16 protein-coding genes are annotated in these 24814 nt (G+C 42.3%); 5 read left to right on the top strand and 11 right to left on the bottom strand.

Annotation, left to right across the window (positions count from 1 at the left end; translation table 11 throughout):
• Position 1 precedes the first annotated feature (1 nt).
• Positions 2 to 2449 (bottom strand): endopeptidase La, encoded by a 2448-nt coding sequence (lon, locus tag DMZ48_RS08575; protein WP_143954726.1) that lies wholly within the window; start codon positions 2447 to 2449, stop codon positions 2 to 4.
• Between the two features lie 322 nt (positions 2450 to 2771).
• On the opposite strand from lon, the gene DMZ48_RS08580 reads away from it, so the two are divergent.
• Genes DMZ48_RS08580 through DMZ48_RS08595 form a run of 4 tightly spaced genes read left to right on the top strand, consistent with a single transcriptional unit; the run spans position 2772 to position 5721 of the window.
• Positions 2772 to 3329 carry an RNA polymerase sigma factor gene (locus DMZ48_RS08580; protein WP_199287958.1) on the top strand — a complete coding sequence of 186 codons (558 nt, stop codon included), beginning with the start codon at positions 2772 to 2774 and terminating at the stop codon, positions 3327 to 3329.
• Positions 3330 to 3339: 10 nt separating this feature from the next.
• Entirely contained in the window at positions 3340 to 3903 is a 564-nt protein-coding gene (locus DMZ48_RS08585) for a hypothetical protein (protein ID WP_143954727.1), read from the top strand.
• On the top strand, positions 3884 to 4963 hold the full coding sequence (locus DMZ48_RS08590) for a hypothetical protein (RefSeq protein WP_143954728.1): 1080 nt from the start codon (positions 3884 to 3886) through the stop codon (positions 4961 to 4963). The genes DMZ48_RS08585 and DMZ48_RS08590 overlap by 20 nt, the downstream gene beginning before the upstream one ends.
• Positions 4964 to 4986: 23 nt before the next feature.
• Positions 4987 to 5721 carry a head GIN domain-containing protein gene (locus DMZ48_RS08595; protein ID WP_143954729.1) on the top strand — a complete coding sequence of 245 codons (735 nt, stop codon included), beginning with the start codon at positions 4987 to 4989 and terminating at the stop codon, positions 5719 to 5721.
• A gap of 58 nt (positions 5722 to 5779) precedes the next feature.
• On the opposite strand, the gene DMZ48_RS08600 is transcribed toward DMZ48_RS08595, so the two are convergent.
• Both DMZ48_RS08600 and trxB read right to left on the bottom strand, forming a co-directional pair.
• Positions 5780 to 7957, bottom strand: coding sequence for a prolyl oligopeptidase family serine peptidase (locus DMZ48_RS08600; protein WP_143954730.1), 2178 nt, complete (start codon positions 7955 to 7957; stop codon positions 5780 to 5782).
• Between the two features lie 365 nt (positions 7958 to 8322).
• Entirely contained in the window at positions 8323 to 9291 is a 969-nt protein-coding gene (trxB, locus tag DMZ48_RS08605) for a thioredoxin-disulfide reductase (RefSeq protein WP_143954731.1), read from the bottom strand.
• 212 nt (positions 9292 to 9503) lie between these two features.
• On the opposite strand from trxB, the gene DMZ48_RS08610 reads away from it, so the two are divergent.
• Complete coding sequence (locus DMZ48_RS08610) at positions 9504 to 9947, top strand: hypothetical protein (protein WP_143954732.1); 444 nt, start codon at positions 9504 to 9506, stop codon at positions 9945 to 9947.
• Here DMZ48_RS08610 and DMZ48_RS08615 read toward each other — a convergent pair.
• From DMZ48_RS08615 to DMZ48_RS08650, 8 genes are all read right to left on the bottom strand, one after another.
• The gene (locus DMZ48_RS08615; RefSeq protein WP_143954733.1) at positions 9944 to 10360 is read right to left on the bottom strand and encodes a DUF6691 family protein; all 417 of its coding nucleotides are present in this window, start codon (positions 10358 to 10360) and stop codon (positions 9944 to 9946) included. The genes DMZ48_RS08610 and DMZ48_RS08615 overlap by 4 nt on opposite strands.
• A 10-nt stretch (positions 10361 to 10370) precedes the next feature.
• On the bottom strand, positions 10371 to 10928 hold the full coding sequence (locus tag DMZ48_RS08620; RefSeq protein ID WP_143954734.1) for a YeeE/YedE family protein: 558 nt from the start codon (positions 10926 to 10928) through the stop codon (positions 10371 to 10373).
• Between the two features lie 288 nt (positions 10929 to 11216).
• Entirely contained in the window at positions 11217 to 12254 is a 1038-nt protein-coding gene (gene cydB, locus DMZ48_RS08625; RefSeq protein WP_143954735.1) for a cytochrome d ubiquinol oxidase subunit II, read from the bottom strand.
• Positions 12255 to 12256: 2 nt separating this feature from the next.
• Complete coding sequence (locus tag DMZ48_RS08630; RefSeq protein ID WP_143954736.1) at positions 12257 to 13642, bottom strand: cytochrome ubiquinol oxidase subunit I; 1386 nt, start codon at positions 13640 to 13642, stop codon at positions 12257 to 12259.
• Between the two features lie 148 nt (positions 13643 to 13790).
• Positions 13791 to 15050, bottom strand: coding sequence for an NAD(P)/FAD-dependent oxidoreductase (locus DMZ48_RS08635; RefSeq protein WP_143954737.1), 1260 nt, complete (start codon positions 15048 to 15050; stop codon positions 13791 to 13793).
• A gap of 129 nt (positions 15051 to 15179) precedes the next feature.
• Positions 15180 to 16595, bottom strand: a complete 1416-nt coding sequence (locus DMZ48_RS08640) for an MBL fold metallo-hydrolase (RefSeq protein ID WP_143954738.1) — start codon at positions 16593 to 16595, stop codon at positions 15180 to 15182.
• A 374-nt stretch (positions 16596 to 16969) separates the two neighbouring features.
• Positions 16970 to 17602: a Crp/Fnr family transcriptional regulator gene (locus DMZ48_RS08645; protein ID WP_143954739.1), complete on the bottom strand. Its 633-nt coding sequence runs from the start codon at positions 17600 to 17602 to the stop codon at positions 16970 to 16972.
• Between the two features lie 130 nt (positions 17603 to 17732).
• A complete protein-coding gene (locus tag DMZ48_RS08650; protein WP_162558687.1) occupies positions 17733 to 24647 on the bottom strand; it encodes a PKD domain-containing protein in 6915 nt (2304 codons plus the stop codon).
• Positions 24648 to 24814 lie beyond the last annotated feature (167 nt).

Here is a 24814-nt window from a genome sequence, read left to right on the forward strand (position 1 = left end):
TTTAAAGAGACTTGGCATTTTTCACTTTCTGATCAGTGATGGCGATATCGATCACCTCACTCATCTCCGTTACATAATGAAAGGTCAGTCCTTTTAAATAATCTTCTTTGATCTCTTCGATATCTCTGCGGTTTTCTTCACAAAGTATGATCTCTTTGATCCGTGCACGTTTAGCAGCCAGAATCTTCTCCTTGATCCCACCTACCGGTAAAACTTTACCGCGGAGTGTAATCTCTCCGGTCATGGCAAGGCTCTTTTTCACCTTCCTCTGGGTGAAAAGTGATACCAGTGAAGTCAACATCGTTATACCCGCACTTGGACCATCTTTTGGAGTTGCTCCTTCAGGTACGTGAATATGTACATTATATTTATCGAAAACTTCCGGATTAAGACCTAGTTGCTCGGCGTTGGATTTAATGTATTCCATGGCAATAGTAGCTGATTCCTTCATTACCTTCCCAAGATTACCGGTAATGGTAAGTCCGCCTTTACCTTTTGAGAGGATGGACTCAATGAAAAGAATATCTCCGCCCACACTGGTCCATGCCAGTCCGGTCACAACTCCTGCCACTTCATTATTTTCATATTTATCGCGCTCAAGTCTTGCTGGCCCCAGGATCTTTTCAACATCTTCTGCGGTGACCTTAACATGGTACTCTTCTTCCATCGCGATGGATTTTGCAGCATAACGCACCATTTTAGCGATCTGCTTCTCAAGTCCTCTCACTCCAGACTCACGGGTATATCCTTCTACGATTTTTTCGAGTTCCTTTTTACCGATCTTAAGATCATTTTTGGTAAGCCCATGTTCTTCGAGTTGTTTCGGTAACAAATGTCTTTTAGCGATCTCAACTTTCTCCTCAATCGTATACCCCGTTACATTGATAATCTCCATACGGTCACGAAGAGCAGGTTGAATTGTACTCAGATTATTTGCGGTAGCGATGAACATCACTTTAGACAGGTCGTATCCCATTTCAAGGAAATTGTCATGGAATTCGCTATTCTGCTCCGGATCCAATACTTCAAGCATCGCAGAGGAAGGATCCCCTGTATGGCTTGCAGATAATTTATCGATCTCATCCAGGATAAATACAGGATTCGAGGTCCCTGCCTTTTTAATCGACTGAATAATTCGTCCGGGCATAGCACCTATATAGGTTTTACGGTGTCCTCGTATCTCCGCTTCATCCCGTAAACCACCTAACGACATACGTACATATTCTCTCCCTAAGGCTTCCGCAACTGATTTACCAAGCGAAGTCTTACCCACACCCGGAGGACCATACAGACAGAGAATCGGTGATTTCATATCATTTCTAAGCTTAAGAACTGCGAGATATTCGATGATCCTGCGTTTCACATCCTCCAAACCGTAATGATCGCGATCCAGAATCCGTTCCGCCTGCTTAAGATCGAACTTATCTTCTGAGTATTCATTCCAGGGTAACTCCAAAAAGAGATCCAGATAATTACGCTGAATCGAATATTCAGCCACCTGAGGATTCATACGCTGAAGTTTCACAAGTTCCTTATCGAAATGCTCTTTAACCTTTTCACTCCATTTTTTCGATTTGGAACGTTCACGCATTTCTTCCACTTCTTCTTCAGAAGTACCTCCACCCAGTTCTTCCTGGATCGTTTTCATCTGTTGATGCAGAAAATATTCACGCTGTTGCTGATCCAGATCAGATCGCACTTTTGATTGAATATCATTTTTCAATGCAAGCTTCTGAAACTCGACATTCATATATTTTAACGTAGCCAATGCACGTTCCTGAAGATCGCTGTTCTCTAGAAGCTCCTGTTTTTCAGCAACCTCAAGGTTCATATTTGAGGAGATGAAATTGATCAGGAACGATGAACTTTCTATGTTCTTGATCGCAAACGATGCTTCCGATGGAATATTCGGACTGTCCTTAATGATCTGTAATGCCAGCTCCTTAATCGAATCAATAATTGTATCGAATTCTTCATTGGTTTCCGGCTTCACTTCAGGTAAAGCACTGATCTTTGCGGTAAAATAAGGTTCACTGGATACGATGTCATCGATCGCAAAACGTTTTTTACCTTGAATGATCACGGTGGTATTTCCGTCAGGCATCTTTAAGACTCTTAAGATGCGAGCTACAGTACCCACTTTATTCAAATCCTTTGCTTCAGGATCTTCGATATTCTCATCCTTCTGAGCCACCACACCGATCACCTTGTTACCATTGGTAGCATCCTGAATCAGTTTAATGGATTTATCCCTGCCTGCAGTAATCGGAATTACAACACCGGGAAATAATACCGTATTTCGAAGGGGTAAAATAGGTAGTGTCTCAGGCAATACCTCATTGTTGATCTCCTCTTCATCCTCAGGGGTCATAAGGGGGATCAGTTCCGCATCTTCATCAAAATTCTGCAGTGACAAACTGTCAATATTTAAAAACTTAGAGTTGCTCATATTTTAATTTAGGTCATTCTGTCAGACAGAATGGTGTACTTCATTCAGTTTCTATTCATCCTGATCGCCTGATATAACACAGATTACCTTCAACCTGTATCGTTATGTCGCAGCGATCATTTTCTTTAGACAATACTCATGCCAATAATTAAACCGACCTGACCAATCTTATCTACGAAAGTCAAAAAATATGCCGTAAACCCATATTCGTTATGGGGAAACAGACAAAGGTATTAACTTTAGGTGTTAGATTGCAATAACTTTTTTTTCAAAAACTGTAACATTTCAGTTTCGCTTTCATCTTTATATAAAGAACAACTTTTTGAGCCAGATTGTTAAAAATACTGATGATGTATTGGAACGATGCCTTAAAGGCGATTCCAGGGCCCAGATGGAGCTTTACAACAGTTATTACCATGCCATGTACAATACTGCGGTAAGAATTGTAAAGGATCCTTATGAAGCCGAGGATGTAATGCAGGAGTCTTTTCTAAACGCGTTTGACAAGCTGCATACGTTTCGAGGAGAAGTTGCTTTTGGCGCCTGGTTAAAACGCATCGTCATCAACAACAGCATCCAGCATTACAGAAAAAAACAATCAGAAAATGAAATACCAATAGACAATGTATTGTACAGGGTTGAAGACAATGACGGTATTGATCCTGATTATGAGTTTACAAACATTAAGGCTCAAAAAGTGTTGCAAACCATGAAAATGCTGAAGGAAAATTACCGGCTTGCTTTAACCCTTCATCTTATCGAAGGTTACGACTATGATGAAATGAGTGAGATCCTGCAGATCAGTTATGCCAATTGCAGGACCACTGTATCAAGGGCAAAGGAAAGCCTGAGACAAATACTGGCAACTCAATGTATCTAAAAATGACACCATGAGTACGAAAAAGGATAATTTGGAAACACTATTCAGTGAACTTCACGGAAGCTTCGATCTGGAAACACCTCAAGAAGGGCATCAGGAACGTTTTCTCGAAAAACTAAATCGTCATAACCATGCCGATAAAGTTGAAAACTCCCCCAAACCCCGACGCTTTAACTTGGTGCTACTTTCGGTAGCAGCATCACTGGCACTGATCCTGTCCATAGGATATGGCATCTTCAGTAAGCATGATAATGATTCCGGAAAAAGTCTTGAAGTCCAAAAAACTGAGTTCTACTTCGCCTCCCTGCTACAGGAAGAGATGGAAAAGATTCAGGCAGAAGCAAGTCCGGAAACCAAAAATATTATCGATGATGCTATGGCCCAAATGGATAAGCTGGAACTGGATTATTCCAAACTGGAATCCGAACTCAAAAACTCTGGAAACAGCAAGCCCATTTTACATGCTATGATCACCAATTTTCAAACTAGAATCAACCTCCTCCAGGATGTACTGGAACAAATCGAAGAAATTAAAAAATTAAAAAACGAAGAAAATGAAACGCATATTATCTAAAATTACGCTATTGATCTTACTTTCACCGTTGCTTTGTCTGGCAGGATCTCCAGGATGGACTGGCAAGTATACCAAGGAGAAAAAGATCAACAAGGAATTCACAGTAAGTCCTGATGCCCTGTTAAAGATCGATAACAGCTACGGCAATTTATATATCACTTCCTGGAACGAAAACAGAACCGTGATCGAAGTGCATATCAAAACCAATAGCAATAGCGAAGACAAGGCTCAGAAGAAACTCGATCAGATCACCGTTGAATTCGATGCTAATTCTGGAATGGTCTCCGCAAAGACTATCTTTGAAAAAAGCAGCTGGGGATGGAACTGGGGAAATAATAATAACGTGAGTATGGAGATCAATTACACGGTTAAAGTACCGGTAGGCAATCACGTTGACCTTAGTAACGATTACGGTAGTATCAATCTTGATCGTCTTGACGGGAATGCAGAGATCAGTTGTGATTACGGAAGAATCGATATCGGGTACCTGAACGGAAACAGCAACCGATTAAGCTTCGACTACACCTCTAAATCTGAGATCGAATATGTAAAGAATGCCAGAATCAGTGCCGATTATTCAGGGTACACCATCGCAAAAGCAGGAAATCTTGAGATCAGTGCCGATTATACAAATTCAACAATTGAAGAAGCCGCCAATGTGGAATACTCCTGCGATTACGGAAGCTTCAAGATCGACAAGGCAGGCAACGTAAAAGGTAGTGGTGATTATGTGACTATTAGGTTAGGTGAGATTCACGGTAATGTAGAATTGAGTTCAGATTATGGTTCCATCAGAATTGACGAACTCGCAGCCGATGCAGGAAATGTTGCCATAAGCAGTGATTACACAGGAATTAAAATCGGTTATAACAGCGGATATCACTTTGATTTCGAAATTAAAATGGAATACGCAGGATTAGGTGGAGGTGAGAACTTCCAGTATAATATCAAACGAGAAAGGTCTACCGAAAAATACTATACCGGATATCATGGAAGTACCGGAAAGAACAAGCTGGCCATCTCTACCGATTACGGAAGCGTACAATTCAATCAAAAATAAATCAATTATCAAAAACCACAGTTATGAAATCATTTCTAGTAATTATTACCGCCCTTCTAAGCCTGCAAGTTACAAACGCTCAATGGTGGGGCAGTAGTGAAAAAGTAAAGGGAAATGGCAATGTGATCACTGCCGATCGGGTAACCGAAGATTATGACGGAGTAAGCGTAGCCGGATCCTTTGATGTGGAACTCGTAGCCGGGTCAGAAGGAAAGTTAACTATTAAAGCCGAGGAAAACCTGATTCCGCATCTCGAAACAGAAGTGGTGGGTGGTATCCTGAAGATCAATCCTGAAAAAGGTTACAACCTGGTTCCCAGCCGTGGAAATAAGATCTTCATCACCGTTCCGGTTGAGGAGATCTCTAAAGTAAGCCTTGCAGGATCCGGAGATGTCGTTTCAAAAACGACCCTTAAATCTAAGAATCTTAAGGCATCTCTTGCAGGATCCGGAGATATCAAATTGATGTTGGACGCAACTAATGTTGAAGGCAGTATCGCAGGTTCAGGAGATATTCAACTGGAAGGTACTACAACAAATTTCGAATGCTCAATCGCAGGTTCAGGAGACGTAGATGCTTATGGACTGAAAGCTGAGAATGTAGAAGTTTCCATCGCCGGATCAGGAAATGCCAAGGTGTATTGCGACGGAAATCTCAAAGCAAGCCTCGTTGGATCAGGTGATCTTATCTACAAAGGAAATCCTAAGAAAGAAGACAGTAAAGCACTTGGATCCGGAGATATCAGAAAGGCCGGATAATCAATATATTTCTATAGAAAAAGAGGCTGATTCCACAGGAATCAGCCTCTTTGCTTTTTTAATGATCGGAAATGGCCAATCCCGGTTGAAATTCCGGATGTCCGGTTTGCCATAACATAAACACAAATTCTTTCGAAAGATTATCCAGTGTCTTCGATAAGGTTACTCTGCCTCCATGTCCGCCTTCAAAGTCTGTAAAGAGTAATACCGGTTTATCTGAGGAGGAACAGTTTTGCAGCTTTGCGGCAAATTTTGCCGGTTGCCAGGCGATCACCCTATTGTCGTTAAATCCGGCAGTGACATAGGTCGCCGGATAGGCTACGCCTTTTTTTAAGTGCAAATAAGAATCCATTTCCACTAATCCCCTGAACTCATCTTCATCGGTAACCGTTCCAAATTCAGGTGTATTTACAGGTCCGTTTGGAGTTGCCTCCATTCTCACGGGATTCATCACCCCTACCTCGGGTACTGCCGCCGCAAAGAGATCCGGTCGTTCAGTAATCGATCGACCCACGAAGATCCCTCCGGCACTACCTCCGGTAATCGCGAGCTTCTCCGGCTTAGTATACCCTTCAGCGACCAAATACTCTGCACAGGCGATCGCATCTTTCCATGTATTGGGTTTATTCAGTTTCTGTCCGGCTCTATGCCAGGCATCTCCTTTTTCACCCCCGCCCCGAACATGAGCCAAAGCATAAACCACCCCTTTATTTGCAAGCACGGCTCCTATGGGTTCAAAACCGGAAGGGATGGAATAACCATAGGCACCATAACCATACATGATCGCTGAATTGTTTCCATCAAGTTTCAGATCCTTATGATAGATCAATGACAAAGGAACCTCAACGCCATCATGGGATGACACCATCACTTCCTTTACTCTGAGATCCTTGATCCCTTTTACCTTTTTACGTTCAGCCATTGACATTTCCTGAAATTTTCCGGTAGACCGATCATAAAGAATCTTTGACAACGGGGTTAGCCATCCTGTATATTCAACAAGAAGATCATGGGATTCAGGATCATTCGTGGTGACTCCAATGAAACCTGCCGCTTCCGGTAAGTCGATCTCCTGAACATCAGATTCACCATTAGGAAGAAACCACAGTTTACCTTCTATCCCATCCTTCAATGTGGTGTAATACAACCCATCAGCATTCACAGCGATTTCCTGAATCACAGCCGAATCATCTTCAGGAATCAATAATTCTCCTGACTTATAGGCCGGATCATAAACGCTGGAGCGCACAATCTTAAAATTCGGTGCATTTTCGAAGGACTTATAATAAATATGATCTGCAGTAATAAAATAGTTATCCACTTTATCTTCGGCTGTAGTTAAGGTTTTCCAGGCAGAAGGTTTGTAAGGATCATCCCCTACTTTCAAATAGGAACGTCTGGCGTTATCCACGCTACCAATATTTCCGATCACGCCTTTCAGATCACGATCGTAATAGCTATTAGGAATTTCCAATGGCTTCATCCCCAGTTCAGGATTAGTCACAGAGGAGAAATATTCTATATCTTCATCCTGAGGAGTACCCAGTTTGTGAAGAAAGGTCTTGACGTTCTTCTTTAGATCGGTATCCTTGACGTTGTTAGAATTCCATCGAACATAGGTAAAATGTTCTCCGTCAGGTAGCCATGAAATTCTAGACGTGGAGTTCTTTACAAAATCATCGACAATATTTCCATCCAGATCCATGATCAATACTTCACAGATCTCTGTGCCGTTCGGTGCCAGTGCCACGGCTAACTTTTCGGCATCATGACTTGGAACCATTCCGTAAACCGCATAAAAGAGCCCTGATTCCGGTTTAAAGGTTTCAGGATTATACAATAATCGCTCTTTGCCTTTGTACGTATCTCTGTAATATACCTTGGAGACCTTACCATCGAATGCGAGTTTGGTATAAAAGAAACTCCCTTTACGGGTTCTTCTCAAGTTTCCAGTCATTTCAAATCCGGCTTCAACGGCTTCCTGAATTTCTTTCATAAGCAAATCCCGATTAGGAACTTCAGCCAAAACAGCGTTGGAATAGGTGGTATTCTCTTTGATCCAGTTGAGTACTTTCGGATCATCGAGATTCTCCATGTACCGGTAGTCATCGGTAACTTCTGTACCGAAATATTCATCATTCACAGGTTCAGATGGTGCCGGGGCCGGTTTAACGATCTCCTGAGCATAGGAGAGGTATCCGCAGATAATTGCGAAAATAAAAATTAGTTTTTTCATCGTAAAGCTTTATAAATTAGAATTGTTTATGCCTGTTTCAAGCGGTTAAGAAAGTTGCGTCAAAATTCTAAACCGTTGAATAAGTGGTCGGTTGTTTAGCCGGAAGATTAATTACCGGAAGAGCAGGGACAAGAAGAAATTCAAAACAGCGGTTGAGGGGAAAGTATTAAATAAAGAGACTGAACCCTTTTGAGCAGCAAAATAAATGTTATTCTTCCGAGGAAGATGCACAAATATATCAATAAATCAACTTGAAGCATCTAAATAACTGATTTTTAGAGCATATAAGTCGAAAATACAGGGTTTTTCCCCATAAAAAAAGCCCGTCATATGACGGGCTTAAAAATATTATTAAGGGTTTTGGCTTACGCTTCCACTTCTTCGTTACTTTCAATTGTAGCAAGATATCGCTCTGCATCTAAAGCAGACATACATCCGGTACCTGCAGCGGTGATCGCTTGTCGGTATTCTTTATCCTGAACATCACCACAAGCAAATACTCCTGGTTTTGAAGTCTTGGTAGACTTTCCTTTGGTAATTATATAACCGGTTTCATCCATTTCGAGTTGCCCCTTAAAGATATCGGTATTCGGTTTATGACCGATAGCGATGAAAAGTCCGGTAACCGGAACTACTTCTTTCTCTCCAGTTTGATTATTCACCATTCGGATACCTTCAACAACCTGCTCTCCCAAAACTTCATCGATCTCAGAAAAATAACGCACGTCCAGATTTGGAGTATTCTCCACCCGGTGCTGCATCGCTTTAGAAGCTCTCATTTCTCCTTTACGAACAAGCATGGTCACTTTATTACAGATATTAGACAAATAGGTCGCTTCTTCAGCAGCCGTATCTCCACCACCTACGATCGCAACATCCTGTCCTTTGTAGAAGAATCCGTCACAAACGGCACATGCAGATACACCACCACCACGCAAGCGTTGCTCGCTAGGTAAACCAAGATATTTAGCGGTAGCTCCAGTAGCGATGATAATGGTTTCAGCTTCGATATTTGTAGTATTATCTACCACTACTTTATGAATTCCTCCCTGCTCTTCACTGAAGTCAACAGAAGTAACCATTCCAATTCTTACCTGTGTACCAAAACGTTCTGCCTGTTGTTGTAATTGAATCATCATGGTAGGACCATCGATTCCTTCCGGATATCCCGGAAAGTTATCTACTTCGGTAGTTGTCGTCAACTGTCCTCCGGGTTCCATACCTGTATACATTACCGGTTTCATATCGGCACGAGCCGCATAGATCGCAGCCGTGTATCCTGCTGGTCCTGATCCAATGATCAGACATTTAATTCTTTCTACTTTATCAGCCATTTTCTAGTCATTCAAGTTAATCCAACAAAAGTAAATTTTTTAGCCAAATAGCCCTATGCTATTCTCTTAAAATATTCTGATAATTACATAAGGTTTATTTATACATCTCTCTTCAGAATTAATATTCAATAAAATTTATCGTATTTAAATATAATATTCGTAAATTAATAGTGATAATATTGTTAATCATTAATTTCTTTATCGAAGATGTTATGAAATCCTTATTTTATTTTCTTTTAATTGTTGTTTCGGTTGTTTTCATAGGATCCAAACCGAATCATGATCCGTCAAAACGTTCTCTTGAAGGCACCTGGGAGCTTCGTGACCAATATACCTACGATGGAACCAAAGTGGTTGACACCATTCCGAACACAGACGGATACCGTCAGATAAAAATGTATTACAACGGCAAAGTCATGTGGACTCGTTTTGTTCCCAAAGATTCCGTGGAATGGTTTGGGTATGGCACGTATTATATAACCGACACCTCACTGGTTGAAACCCTGGAATATGGCTCTGCCTCCATGATGCAGATCGTTGATACGATGCGCGTATTCAGTTTTAAACTGGAGCTTCAGGACAATTATTACAGTCAGATCGCAACTGATGGTGATGGTAATCCCATCTATTCAGAGAACTATATACGTATCGATTAATGCGGAAGTTTATCCCGAAGTAATCCATAAAAATAGGTTCCTGCTATAGCACCCAGGATCACTACGATTACCGGCAAAAATCCCGCTCCCAGCAATGTAAACATCGGGCCCGGACAAGCACCTGTGATCGCCCATCCCAAACCGAATAATATACCGCCCAATAAGTATCTTGCTATACTCATTTGTTTCGGATTAAAGGTAATCTTCTCTCCTTTAAAGGAGCGAACACCTTTTCTTTTAATGATTTGAACCATAATGATCCCTGCGATCACTGCCGTTCCTATGATTCCATACATATGGAAAGATTTGAACTGGAACATTTCATAAATTCGGAACCATGAAGCTGCTTCCGACTTGAACATGGTGATCCCGAAGACCATCCCTGTTATTATATAAACTAAAAATCTCTTCATTGTATTTCGATTAAAAAATTAGTGGAAAGATCACATGTACCATAATTAATCCTCCTATAAAGAATCCGATCACTGCGATCAATGAAGGCACCTGAAGATCACTTAATCCTGAAATCGCATGCCCGGAAGTACAACCTCCGGCATAGCGCGCACCAAAGCCAACCAGCATTCCTCCGATTGCCAGTATAAGCAAAGTGATAGGGTTAGTAAATGCCTCTGTACCAAAGAAACGATCAGGAGCATAGGCATTTCCTGCACTTTCAAACCCCATCTGCTGAAGATCGGTAACCACTTGCGGGTCGATATGAACTGCAGGATCCGGTGTTAAAAAGTGATATGCTATAAAACCACCCATTACGGCACCGGCCAGAAATAATAAATTCCAACGTTGATCTTTCCAGTTAAAGCGGAAAAATTCGCAATTTTTGTCTGCCCCACACATGGTGCACAGGGTTCTGAGGTTGGCCGAAACTCCAAAGTTCTTTCCCATCAATATCAGAAAGACCATGATGAAAGCGATCATCAATCCGGAAACATACCAGGGCCAGGTATTAAAAATCCAATCCATTTTTTATAATTTTTATACAAAGAACGGATTAGAAAGAGACTCCTACAGTAACAAATGTTACTTGAAAAAAGTTCGGATTGCCAATACCTTTTTAAGAAGAAACCAGGTTTTGGGTGATTGAGAATTGAGAATTGAGAATTGAGAATTGAGAATTGTGTACGTTGTACGTCCCTGATATAGGTTGACCACTGATCAGTAGACTAAAGGGATTTATGTAGTTAGAAAAATCACGAAGTGATTTTCCAATCAATTTTTAATTCTCAATTCTCAATTTATAATCCGGTACCCTTAATAGCTATGTTCGTCGAGCTTCACCTTTCCTCTGAAAGTTCGATAAACGAATACCGTATAACCCAGCACCAGCGGACCTCCAATAGCTACAAACAATAACATTATGCCCAGCGATTTATCGGATGCTGCCGCTTTATAGATATCAAGAGAGTACGCTTCATCGACTGTAGAAAAAAGCAACGTCGGGTAAAGTTCAACCGCTACCAGAACCATCATCAGACTTATGGTTAGCGATGTAAAGACGAAAGCCATACGATATTTACCCTTGCTTGCAAGACGGGGAACGTTCGCAATACTCAGAAAAGTAGCCAATGGCACTACGAATAATCCTGGATTATGACTAAAATCGTCTGAAAGATGCGGATAATACAATAACGTGTATAACGAAGTGATACCAAAACTAACCATAAAGAAGATCATACCTTTCTTTAACAACAGTTTTAATTTCTCATAAAGCTTACCTTCTGTCTTTAACAGCAGATAAATAGCTCCATGACTCATAAAAAGAAATAATGTTGTAAATCCGGTCATCAATGCATAAGGATTCAGGAATTCGAAAAACCCTGATCCGACATAATTATGATCTGGACCCAAGGCGATCCCGCCAAGTATATTTCCCATGACCACTCCCAACAGGAATGCCAGCATGATACTGGAGATACTGTAGCAAATATCCCAGGTCTTTTTCCACCATTTCATCGGTTCCTTACCTCTGAACTCTATCGAAATTGCCCTTAGAATAATAAAAAGCAGGAATAACATGAACGGTGTATACATAGCTGAGAATAGAGAGGCGTACATCACTGGAAAACCGGCGAATAAAGCTCCCCCACCGATGACCAACCAAACCTCATTCCCATCCCAAACCGGTCCAACAGCATTCAATGCGATCCTTCGGTTCTCTTCTTTATTAAAGAAGAGATGCCATGCACCGGCCCCAAAATCGAAGCCGTCAAGAATTGCATAACCCGAGAATAAACCACCGACTACCAGGAACCAGAGTGTTGGATAATCAATACCTAAAATCGTTTCCATATTCAATATTTTCCGGTTAATACCTCTGTGATCTCTCTTGTATGGGGTCTGTCATCGTCCGAATCATCTTCGGAATACGGACCGTTCTTAATCTTCTTATTCAAAAGATACACGAACAAAAGGAATAATAACAGATAGATCAAAAAGAACATAATCAGTGAAAACAACACCTGATTCGCGCTTACGGCCACTGACAACGCATCTGAAGTTCGCAATAATCCGTAAACCACCCAGGGTTGTCGGCCCATCTCAGCGGTAAACCAACCAGCCTGATTGGCGATTTGCGGTAAAATCGCTGCGAAAACGAAGATCCAAAGCAACCATCGCATTTTAAAGATACGCTCTTTTTTAAGCATAAAGATACCAACGACCGATAACAGGATTAATAGGGTACCTATGAATACCATAATATGATAGAATTGAAAGATTGCGTTTACCTGGGTAGGCCGGTCTTCCTTTGCAAAATCGCGTAACCCCTTTACCGGGTGATCAAAATCCTGAGCGAGTAAAAACGACAAGCCTCCGGGAATTCCCAATCCATGAACGGTCTCTTCGCCCTGATCTACCCAACCAAAGAGATAGAGATCGGCAGGAGATTCATTTTCGTAGTGACCTTCCATGGCAGCTAGTTTAGCCGGTTGATTTACCGAAACGCCATCAGCGGAGTGATGGCCCGTTAATAACTGCCCAAGTGAAAAAACCAGTGCTACGATAAGCGCTATACGGAATGCGGTTTTTGAAAGTTCTACATAGCGATTCCTCAATAAATAATAAGCATGTACACTTAGTACCAGAAAGGCACCTGAAAGAAATGCGCCGAGCCAGACATGAGTCAGTCGATCTACACTGGAAGGATTGAATACCATTGCCCAGAAATCGGTGATCTCAGCCCTTGCTTCCATTCCTTCTCCGACAATGTGATATCCGGCTGGTGTTTGTTGCCAACTATTGGCCACGACGATCCAAACCGCCGAAAACATAGAGCCCAGAAATACCCCTATCGTTGCTACCAGATGCACCCAGGGTTTCACCCTGTTCCATCCAAAGAGCAAAACTCCCAGGAATCCGCTTTCCAGTGCAAAGGCGAAAATTCCTTCTGCTGCAAGTGCACTTCCGAATACATCTCCCACGTATCGGGAATACGTGGCCCAGTTTGTTCCGAATTCAAATTCCATGACAATACCAGTCACCACACCGATTCCAAAGGTCAAAGCAAATATTTTTGTCCAGAATTTAGCGAGTTTATGATACGTATCATCTTTGGTTCTGATATAACTCGCCTCAAAGATCACCATCAGCAAACCAAGGCCGATGCTTAAAGGCGGATAGATGTAATGAAAGGCAACTGTGAAGGCAAATTGGATCCTTGCGAGTATCTCAACGTCCATGGAAGAAATTTTAGAATAAAGATACGCTGAATCGGGCATTCTGGAAGAAAAAAAATGAACTTTTATCCCATAGAATTTTCCTCTTCTAAAAATTGATAATAAAAAAAGGTGTACCGTTAAGCACACCTTTTATCAGTCAACAAATCAACTAAACATCCACTCCTTTCATCATTTTATTCCAATAGAGATAAGGAAGGATATATTTCTTCAGGATCCATAATCTCCAGTGTTCTTTAGAAGAATCTGTGATCAGCATTTGCTTTAACTTCGGATCTGGTGTAAACTTATTATTATAATCAAATTCCGCCAGTACCATTTTACCTTTAGCCGTCACCAGCGGACAACTAGAATAGCCATTATAGGCCATATTATCGGCTTTTTTACCTTGCATCAGCTTCAGTAGATTATCTACAACCACGGGCACCTGTTTGCGAACAGCTGCTCCGGTTTTTGCGGTAGGCAAGCCTGCTACATCTCCAAGTCCGAAAACCTCCGGATATTTTTTATGTTGCAAACTATGAATATCTACATCCAGCCAGCCACTTTCATTGACAAGACTTGATTTTAATATGAATTCCGGTGCAGCCTGTGGCGGAGCAAGGTGTAGCAGATTAAAAGGAACGGCAAGTAAACCTTCATCGGTTACATAGGCACCTGGCATACCTTCAGGAGAGCCTTCTGAATTGCCTTCCGGGGTTGTATTTTTAAAATATGCGATCTGCGCTTTTCCATCGATCTTAACCGGTGTATGAAAAGGTTTGAAATTTATACCATATCGCCTGATCACATTTTCGAGTGTTTCCTTTATTTCGGGAACACCAAAAATTACCGTACCCGGTGTGGCAAATATCATATTGGTATCCTTAAGCAAATTCTTTTGCTTTAGGTAGTCAGCAGCCAGATATGCTATTTTCTGTGGTGCACCACCACATTTAATAGGCGTTGCAGGTTGTGTAAATATGGCATTTCCTCCTTTGAAATTCTTCAATACTTCCCAGGTATGTTCCGGGTCGGTATAATTACTGCAAACAACCCCTTTATCGATAGCTTCCTCAAGGCCTTCGATCAGATCATTTCTCATCACCAGTCCGGGGGCCACAATAAGATATTCATATCCTATTTTACCATTATGAAGTGTATCAACAAATCTATTTTCAGCATCGATGGCAGTTGCATAATCTTTCACCCATGTTACACCCGCTGGAATTAATCCGGCCATCGGCTTTGCGGTATTTTTGAAGTCATAGGTACCAGCCCCGACAAGCGTCCAGGCAGGTTGATAATAATGCGTATCTGAGGGTTCTATGATAGCAATATCCATCGAAGGATCTGCTTTCCGCAGTCGGGCTGCAGTCATGATCCCTGCAGTACCACCGCCTATGATTAAAACCTGATGATTATTTTTCATAATATATTCATTTACAATAGTTCAAAGGTACAACTATACCCATACCCTATCAGTAACACAGGTTACAATACCCGGTTACTAAAGAAAGAAAAAGTCTCACTTTCGTGAGACTTTCAGTCCATTATTACGTTACAATAGCGTAGTAGGGCAAACGTAGTCAGTTTTGGGTATTTCAGTTTCTGCGATCGCTTTGAATCCACCACTTACATCCACGAAATTATCCCATCCGCGTTGTTTCAGGATAGAGGCTGCAATCATACTGCGATATCCACCTTCACAATGCAGTACAAAGAATTTATCTTTTGGGATCTCAGCCAGATGTTGATTGATTTCATTAAGCGGTATGTTAATGGCATCTACCACATGTTCAGAATCGAATTCACTTTTTCTTCTCACATCGATGATAACCGGTCTGTCATGATTGTACATTTCCACCAGGGCTTTAACACCGATTCTTTCTACTTCTTCTACTTCACGTCCCGCTTCCTTCCAGGCTTCAATACCACCATTGAGGAAACCGATAGTGTTGTCATAACCCACTCTTGAGAGTCTGGTTATCGCTTCTTCTTCTTTACCTGGATAGGTAACCAAAAGTATTTTTTGTTTCACATCCGGGATCATTTCACCTACCCAGGGAGCAAAATTCCCTTCAAGTCCGATATTGATGCTGTTCGGAATAAATCCCCGAGCAAAGTCCTCTGCATCCCTGGTGTCCAATACCAGTGCCTCAGTTTCATTAGCTACTAATTCAAAACTATCAGGTTCAAGCGGACTATCGGCTTTTTCCATGACCTCATCAAAACTTTCATATCCCTGAATATTCATCAGAACATTCTGTGGGAAATATCCGGGAGGTGCGGTGAGCCCAGTCAAGAGTTCTTCTATAAATTCTTCCCGGGTCATATCTGCTCGAAGTGCATAATTCACTGCTTTCTGATGCCCGAGTGTATCAGTAGTCTCCTTACTCATTTTTTTACCACATGCCGAGCCTGCTCCATGATTCGGATAAATAATCAGGTCATCGCTTAATGGCATGATCTTATTCCGGAGGGAATCAAACATATAGTTTGCCAGTTTGCGTTCGGTAAGATCTTCGATAACGTGCTGAGCAAGATCAGGCCTTCCTACATCTCCTATAAATAACGTATCTCCGGTGATGATCCCATGTTCCTTACCTTGCTCATCGATCAGCAAATAGGTAGTACTCTCAAGGGTATGTCCCGGTGTATGAATAACCTTCACTTTATAATCACCCACTTCAAATACCTGTCCGTCTTCGGCAACGATAGCCTCAAATCCGGGTTTGGCAGTTGGGCCGTACACTATAGCAGCACCGGTCTTCTTCTTTAGATCAAGATGTCCGCTTACAAAATCAGCATGAAAGTGTGTCTCAAAAACATATTTGATCTTTGCCCCTGATTTAGCCGCGCGGTCGATATAGGGCTGTACTTCCCGCAATGGATCGAATACGGCTGCTTCTCCTTTACTTTCCAGATAATATGCTGCATGCGCCAGACATCCTGTATAGATTTGTTCGATTTTCATAATGATCAGATTTATTGATTAACAAAACAAAAGTAACCTCACGTAAGGGCGCTTACAGTTACAATTGTTACAAAAGTCTGTAACCATCACCTAAAAAACACTGATAAATATCATATGAAAGTTCTGAGTGCGTAGTTTGAAGCAGGGGTATGGGTTATGAATGAAGAATGAAGAATGAAGAATTAAGAATTGAGAATTGAGAATTGAGGATTATGGATTATGGATTATTTACTGCGTTACTGTTTCACCGCTTCACAAGGTAACATGTAACAGTGTAACTAAATCGAATTGAGAATTGGGAATTGATTTAAAAGCTACTATTTACAATCTACCATCAAAACGGCTTCCGGCGGTACGCACTCGCGCTGTCTTGATCACAGATCAAGAACACTGATATAGTTTCTGTGAAGTTTTATCTGACCTTTCTTTTCGAGGGATTTCAACAAGCGGGAAACTACGACTCTTGAAGTGTGAAGATCATAGGCGATCTGTTGATGGGTGGTATTTAAGAGGTCATTCCCTAAGACCTTGGCCTTATCACGCAAGTATTTTAAAAGTCGTTCATCCATTCTTAAAAAAACAAGACTATCAATGGTTTCGAGCATTTCATCAAGGCGATGGTGGTAACTGTTCAATACAAAACTTCGCCAGGAATGATATTTTGTCATCCATTCTTCCATCTTTTCGATAGGTATCATAATGAGTTCGGTATCTCCTTCGGCGACGGCACGTATCTCACTTTTCTTGTTCCCAAGGCAGCAGGTCAGAGTCATCGCACAGGTATCCCCTCTTTCAAGAAAATAAAGCAATAATTCATCCCCATCACCGTCATCTCTCATGATCTTTACGGCACCGGAAAGCAATAAAGGCATGAACTTGATGTAGTCACCGATCTCAATGATGCGGCTACCATCTTCGTAGAATTTCAACATTCCTGCTTCATTGATTTCCTGTAACAGTTCATCCTCAAATAAATATCCGTAGTTTTCTTTAAGTTCGGTGATCATGAAATTGAAATATGACTTTCCCCAAAGTTAATTTTTTTGAGACAGGTAACCCAATTTTATTAACTGAAGGGAAATTTTCATACTTCCAAACTATTCGAGAATGATGATTCTTTTATTGAAAACAGACCAATTAATGTATGATCATCAATCGTTTGTTGAATATCGTTTTTCCATCTTCATCTACATTCAGAATATAAACTCCCTGCTGTAATCCGCGCACTGGTATTTTCAGGTTGGTACCATCGAAAATATTTACAGATTTATGTCTGCTTACCACACGTCCCTGCAGGTCATAAATAAAGACCTGTTGATCAACCGGGTTATACCGAAGACCAGAAATCACAACGTGATCATTCGCCGGATTCGGATAAAGGTTAACAACATCTTCCCCTAACACACCGATCATCTCCTCTTCTATCGAAGCTTCGGTCGGTATTGGTTTCGTCGCAATCTGAGGATTGGCTATACTGAACGATAAGGTTAATGACTGACCTGCGGTTCCTCCTCCACCGGAACTGCTGTATGGAGTTGCTGTCAAAGTGTAATTACCTGTCGGGAAATCCTGTGCATAATAATTACCCTGAAAATCTCCGTATAAAGTATACGGTGCACCACTTTCTGTTCTGGCGGCATTTAAAGCTCCGGTCATTTTCAGCTTTACACTTCCTACTGTTGAAGGACTGGTTACTGCCTCAATATTGAGTCCTACGCCGGATACCTGGGTTGCATCGATCACCATACCGTTGGTCAGCGAGGTTATCGGGGTATCTGTGTCTGCATTGATCAAAGTGAATGAAGTTACGGCATTGCCGGAAACAGTTGGAGTAACATTGATAGATACCGAAGCAGCATCAGTAAGTCCGTCATTATCGGTAATCAATAAAGTTGTTGTATAGGTACCGGCAGCGTTGTAAATATGAGTAGGATTGGCTTCGGTTGAAGTTCCGCCATCACCAAATGTCCAGGAATACGATACAATTGTTCCATCGGAATCAGTGGAACCGGCACTTGAAAAACTTACCGACAGCGGTGAAGTTCCCGATAACGGCAGCGCTGCTGCCTGCGCATCCGGAGCAACCAAACCGGTCACTTCCGTCATACTAAAATTGATCGTAAGGGGTGTTCCTGCGGTGCCTCCACCACCCGATGAAGAATAGGGTGTGGCGATAAGAGTATAATTTCCTACTGGAAGAACTTGTCCGGTATAATTTCCTGCATTATCCCCAAACAAGGCGTAGGGCGCCACCGATTCCACTCTGCTTGTATTTACCGGCCCGCTAAGTTCCATCACAACGCTTCCAACCTGTTGTGGATTAGTGATCGCTGCAACACTCAGGGGTGTGCTCCCGTACATATCTGTCCCCAGAACCGTACCATCAGACAATGTAGAAATGACTACATCCGTCTGTGCATTGATCAGGTTGAAACTGGATACCTGATCCCCGACCGGAGGGGCAGTTACGGAGATGCCGATCTGTTCAGTATCGGTTAAACCATCGCCGTCGGTAACGACCAGTGTAGCCGTATAATTTCCTGCAGAAAGATAATTATGGGATGGATTCGGAGCTGTTGAACTTCCACCATCACCAAAATTCCATGCATAGGATACGATACCGATATCATCGAAAGAACCGTTACTGCTGAATGCCACGTTGAGCGGTGCGGTACCGCTGGTTGGAACTGCCGCAACAACTGCAACAGGTGCGCTAAGTTGTATTTCACCCGTCACTGTGAATTGTATGGTTAACCCGGTGCCTGCAGTACCTTGTCCACCTGAATTTGTATAAGGAACAGCCGATAACGTATAGGAGCCTTCCGGAAGCGCCCCTACATTATAATTTCCATTACTGTCTCCAAATAAAGCATAGGGAGCTACCGATTCCGTTGCAGAAGTAGTAACCGTTCCGCTTAGATTCATCACCACGCTACCTACCACAGCTGGATTCGTATTCGCTCTTATATTTACCCCGGATGCGATCAGATCGAGATCGATCATACTACCATTCGTAAGATCTACGATATCCGTATTCGTATTCGGGTTTACCAAAGTCAGACTGTTGACTGTATTTCCTGAATTATTCCCTCCTTCCACCTGAAGAATGACTGTATCCGTGGTTCCGTTGTTATAATTGATCACCAGCTGGGCAGTATCGTTCGCGCCGCTTCCGGTATGGGAAATATTAACGGAGTAAGCAGTACCGGATGCTAAAAGCGAATTACTCAAAGGATTGATGATATTAAAGGAAGCTGCATTAGTTCCCGACAATGCCATACTATTGATCCAGATACCGATATTTCCATTCTGAACATTAAGGGGCACCGATTTCGTACTTCCAACTTCAAACAACTGACTGTCGGGTAAAACCAGGTCACTGGCATTACTTGGATTTCCCTGGGGAGAATTTTGATTGAAATATTCCATATTCTTTTGGTTCCCTCCCCCTCTATTGGGTGATCCTGCAATAATAAAAATACCCGGACCGGAGACGATTGTCTGCGTTCCGTGACGCGGGTTATTCATATCAGGTCCATCTGACCAGGTTTCTGTAACCGGGTCAAAAACCTCTGTTATTTCAAATGCCGCTGTCTGATAATCGACCTCACCACCCATTACGTATATTTTATTCTCGAAAAGTGCATTAGCTGCCGCTGCTCTTGGTGTAGGCAGATTTTTAGAAGCCGCAAGTGTAGTCCAGGATCCGGTGGCAATATTATAAACATCTACCTCGGGTACAAGAGGTGCAAAAACCCCTCCGGTACCTCCGGATAATCTACCGCCTATGGCATAAATTTTACCGTTATATACTTCAGCCTGAAAGTGATCTCTGGCATGAGGAGCATTCGGGAGTACGGTCCACTCACCTGTTGCCGGATCGAATTCATCCAGCCAGTTAACATAACCGCCATTATGACCTATTGTATTTCCTCCGACTACATAGAATTTATTGTTATAAATTACCAATCCGGCACCCCCTCTTCTTCGTTCCGCGGGTATTTGTGGTCCTTGTATCCATTGCTGTGAAGCCGGATTGAACATCCAGATGAATTCTGCGGGTTGTTCTGTCGGATAATTATTATCCTGAAAGGCACTAACTACCCAGATCAGTCCCTGATATTCTAATGCCTGGAAGTGATTGAATTGTTTGGGAGCACTATTAGTGAGTGCCGCCCAGGTATCCGAAGTATAGTCGTACACATTAAGAGTGGCTGCGCTTTCCCGACCTCCAAAAAGGTAGAACTTGTTACCTGCCTGTACAAAGGAACACTCATGCCGCGCTATATAAGAAGTATTTTCATTCGCTAAAAACCATTGCCCTGAACTCGCTGCCGTCACGGCCCAAGAGAAGGATTCAGTATCCGACTGGGAACTGGGTTTGGAAGCTGTTACCGTAACCTGATGCACCCCATTTCCGGAAGGACCACCTGATAGTGCTGCACTACCTATAGTTCCTGAAATGTGACCATTTGTGGGCTCTATCACCACTCCTGAAGGTTGGCCACTTATGGAATAGGTGAAATTTTCTGATGAACTACCTCCGCTTGCGCTAACACCCATGTCAATAACAGCCCCAACTGGGTCTGTACGATCAGGGATGTTGGTAATCGATATTGGTGTTGGGCTTGAAACAGATTTACTGATGACTTCTATTGCAGAAACCTTAGGTTGGTTGGCTCCTCCGTTCAACCAGTACGAATTAAAGTTAATATTAAGGACCCCATCCTGCACGTTTACGTCAAAAGGTTTAATAACGACAGTCTCTGATCCTACATCATCGATGATGCTGTAATCATTCAATACGAGAATATCTTCTATGGATACATCCATAATACGGGTACTTCCATCTCCGGAACCTCCTCCGGTAGCATTCCAATATATTTCGGCAAAATACAGGTTTACTTCATAATCTCCGTTGGAAACAGGTATGTTGTAATTAAACCCGGTTGGTGAAGACGTTGAGGTACGTTCCGTCTTGAACATTTCGGGTACATTCGCACTGCTATTGGTATACGAATACCCACCATCAGAAAAGTTATCTGCAGCGAAACTCTTTCCATTATAGGTAATAGCTCCTCCTCCTGCATTGATTCTGATCTCTGAAGTTGCAGACACTTCACCTACAAGCTGACCTGTCATGGCCACGGCCAGGGGAGAATTTGAACCTGTATGATTGAATTGCATCGTTGCTGATACACTTTTTACGGTACCATCGGGAATCAAATCAACATAAACCGGTGCTGATTCACCAGGACCTAAGATGAGCGGGAAAGTTGTAGATGAACTAAATAAACCGGCGTTGGCTCCGGAGAAACTTACACCATTAACCGTGATACTCTGATCCGTTGCTCCTCCCTGGTTGGTAAGTGTGACCGCCAGTTCACTTCCGGTATCATTGGTATCTACCTGTCCGAAGTTAAGCGAGGTGGGGTCTGTGGCCAGAACTCCTGATGCATTGTAGAATACATCGATATAATCCCAGGTGGCTGTATACGGAGAACTACCCCCATTGGTACTAATGATTCCTACCGCCAGACCGGCTCCATCAGACTGACTGAAGAACGATGCCGGAACGGTTTGCTGTGATCCAACAGGTATGAGTGTGGTACCATCATTCAGCGAATATAATGCCTGCACCGTAAGGCTGGCAGGATTAACATTCAGGTACAAACTTATGGTACTCGCCGATATCAATCCTGAAATATCATAACTAGTCTTAACAGGACTACCATTAACTTCTTTGACGATATCGATTCCGTTTACGCCATCACCGGAAGCCGTTCCTGTAGACACGGCTACTTTCAGGTAGTTATTCTGGTCACCAGTTCCCATGAAGATCCCATAAGACTGTCCGGTTACTGCTGCATTGTTATTAAATGGGGTCTCCACTCTACCGTGAATTGTGAATACCGGAGTTTGCTGATCCACATCGATTCCAAACTGAAAGGCATATTCCTGGTCATTTGCTGAGCCATAGGCATCTCCTGTGGTAGTAAAATCTACAGTGGCCTTACCAGCCGCTCCACCGAATGACATATTATTTACATCAAATTGATCGAGGTAGTCGGTATTTCCGGATGGATCGAGCATTAATCCGGTAAATCCAAGGCCCAGGAATCCGAATCCCGGATCATTGTTCCAAAAAGGATAGGCTATTGGGAGACTGGTAGATAAACCGTTATCTGCATCGATAGCAAAGGCATCGGATACATCAGGGATTCCATCATTATCATCATCGGTATCCAGAAGATCTGAAACCCCATCACCGTCATTATCCGCAGGTTTACTACCGGCAGAACAGATATTGGTTCCATTTGCTTCTTCATCTGCATTCGTATATCCATCATTATCATAATCAGCATTAGGATCATATCCCGTATCTCCGGGTAATAAACAATCGATAAAATCGACGGGTTCGAAAATGGTGATATTACTGGCCCCATAAGTTGCGGCCCAAATCGTTCCCGGAAAAATGTCATCATCACCCTGTGCAATAATATCCAGAGGCTGACTTCCGAAACCAGATAAGAAAGAAGTATTTTTGGAAATAAGTCCGGTTCCTGAAGCATTAGGTTTATATCTGAGAATATATCCGTCATTATAGGATGCGGCCAGAAGATCTCCCTGCATGGCTCCACTGAAATTAGTGGCAGTATATTCGCATAAACCGTTTACAGAAGAATTATAAATATCCAGCATATTAAGACTGGATTCATTGATGTCATCGGTAATATAATGGCCCTGTCTTGTATCTCCGGTGAAATCTGACGTAGTGATGCTACTGTCAAAATATCCTCTGACATTGATGAGCATTGCACTCAGATCATATTCATTCGAAAGAATCCAGGAACCATTGCTAAATACATAATTTGGTATTTTTGCTTTAAGCGGGAAGGCCCTGATCGGATCAGGATGCCCACCATAATAACTTCCGTTAGCACTTGTGGTCGTTCCGATATAATGCAACTGATCACCGTGCGTGATACCCGTGGTAACATTAAAACCGTTCGTTACATAATCACCAGATCCCGGGTCATAGATAGTTGTAAGATCACCCCCTTTTAAATTACCGGCACTGTTATAAATCGGTGGAATTCCTCCCCAACCACTATTAGGTCCGTTGTCAAAGGTGAATACTTTATTGGCAGCCGTAACAAGAATATCATAAGCATTTCTATATCCAGGTGAAAAAATCTGTACAGGACCTCCTGCTTCCGGAAAAGCCTGATTAAGTCCGTTATTCCCTCCGAAAGGATCACCGAGGTCGATCGTTGCATTTCGCATAGGGTGACCTGCAGGATAAGGAAACCGACTATCTGAACTGGTAATATCAATTCGGCTGGGATCATTAAGTGTTGGAAGATCATAAATAAACTTCGTACCGGTTCTCTGATCTGTATAGGGTCCGCCATTTGCGGTCTCCATTTGTTCAAGCTGCGTAATGTCTACGATCAAAATCGCACCGGAAAGGAAAGTTTCTGAAGAACCTGCAAAGTTATTGCTGGGTGCTCCCATATTGGTATTTCCCCCTTGGGCGATATACATATAGGTTCGTCCGTTTTTATTGAACATGGTCATACCGTTGGTGGAGTGATTCTCTTCACAACGGGGAAGACCACGAACTAAATCGGTCTTTTCCCAACTATTACCATTCCAATACAATCTGGAAAGTACGCCGGAATTTGTATCCAGATTCAGATCACGACCCAAACTGGATCCACCACCGATACGGTAATCAGAAGAAGTTGCATAGATCACCGGATTGTTAGCCGTTCCGGTAACATAGATTCCTGTGATCTGCCTGTTGGTGGAGGCGGTGAATATGGTACCATCATCATTGTGGTTTGGCGTAAGTGTCTGAATTAGATTGATAGAATTCTTACTTACTACCTGATAAGATACCACTCCGGCATTAATCTGACGTTCTACCTCCATTTCCCATATAATTCCCATTTGTTGTGAAACATATAATTTACCATTCGGGCCGAACTGAAGAGAGGTAGGATTCGTAAGCGTCTCTCCTTCAAGATTATATGCATCAAAACTCAAAGTCTGGGCGTAAAAAAACTGAGAGCAAAAGAGCAATACTATGCACGCTAAAAGATTGGTAATATTAGCGTTAGTTAGGTTAAGTTTACAAACTTGAGGCAATAAAAAACCGTTTTGTTGTAGTTTTTTTCTCATTGCCTGACAATTTAAAAATGAACAAAATGAAC

The organism is Robertkochia solimangrovi, from assembly GCF_007279655.1.
Taxonomy (GTDB): domain Bacteria; phylum Bacteroidota; class Bacteroidia; order Flavobacteriales; family Flavobacteriaceae; genus Robertkochia; species Robertkochia solimangrovi.

Coding starts and splice junctions, on each gene's coding strand:
- lon (WP_143954726.1), bottom strand. CDS start 2,449: ATGAGCAACTCTAAGTTTTTAAATATTGACAGTTTGTCACTGCAGAAT.
- DMZ48_RS08585 (WP_143954727.1), top strand. CDS start 3,340: ATGAGTACGAAAAAGGATAATTTGGAAACACTATTCAGTGAACTTCAC.
- DMZ48_RS08590 (WP_143954728.1), top strand. CDS start 3,884: ATGAAACGCATATTATCTAAAATTACGCTATTGATCTTACTTTCACCG.
- DMZ48_RS08595 (WP_143954729.1), top strand. CDS start 4,987: ATGAAATCATTTCTAGTAATTATTACCGCCCTTCTAAGCCTGCAAGTT.
- DMZ48_RS08600 (WP_143954730.1), bottom strand. CDS start 7,957: ATGAAAAAACTAATTTTTATTTTCGCAATTATCTGCGGATACCTCTCC.
- trxB (WP_143954731.1), bottom strand. CDS start 9,291: ATGGCTGATAAAGTAGAAAGAATTAAATGTCTGATCATTGGATCAGGA.
- DMZ48_RS08610 (WP_143954732.1), top strand. CDS start 9,504: ATGAAATCCTTATTTTATTTTCTTTTAATTGTTGTTTCGGTTGTTTTC.
- DMZ48_RS08615 (WP_143954733.1), bottom strand. CDS start 10,360: ATGAAGAGATTTTTAGTTTATATAATAACAGGGATGGTCTTCGGGATC.
- DMZ48_RS08620 (WP_143954734.1), bottom strand. CDS start 10,928: ATGGATTGGATTTTTAATACCTGGCCCTGGTATGTTTCCGGATTGATG.
- cydB (WP_143954735.1), bottom strand. CDS start 12,254: ATGGAAACGATTTTAGGTATTGATTATCCAACACTCTGGTTCCTGGTA.
- DMZ48_RS08630 (WP_143954736.1), bottom strand. CDS start 13,642: ATGGACGTTGAGATACTCGCAAGGATCCAATTTGCCTTCACAGTTGCC.
- DMZ48_RS08635 (WP_143954737.1), bottom strand. CDS start 15,050: ATGAAAAATAATCATCAGGTTTTAATCATAGGCGGTGGTACTGCAGGG.
- DMZ48_RS08640 (WP_143954738.1), bottom strand. CDS start 16,595: ATGAAAATCGAACAAATCTATACAGGATGTCTGGCGCATGCAGCATAT.
- DMZ48_RS08645 (WP_143954739.1), bottom strand. CDS start 17,602: ATGATCACCGAACTTAAAGAAAACTACGGATATTTATTTGAGGATGAA.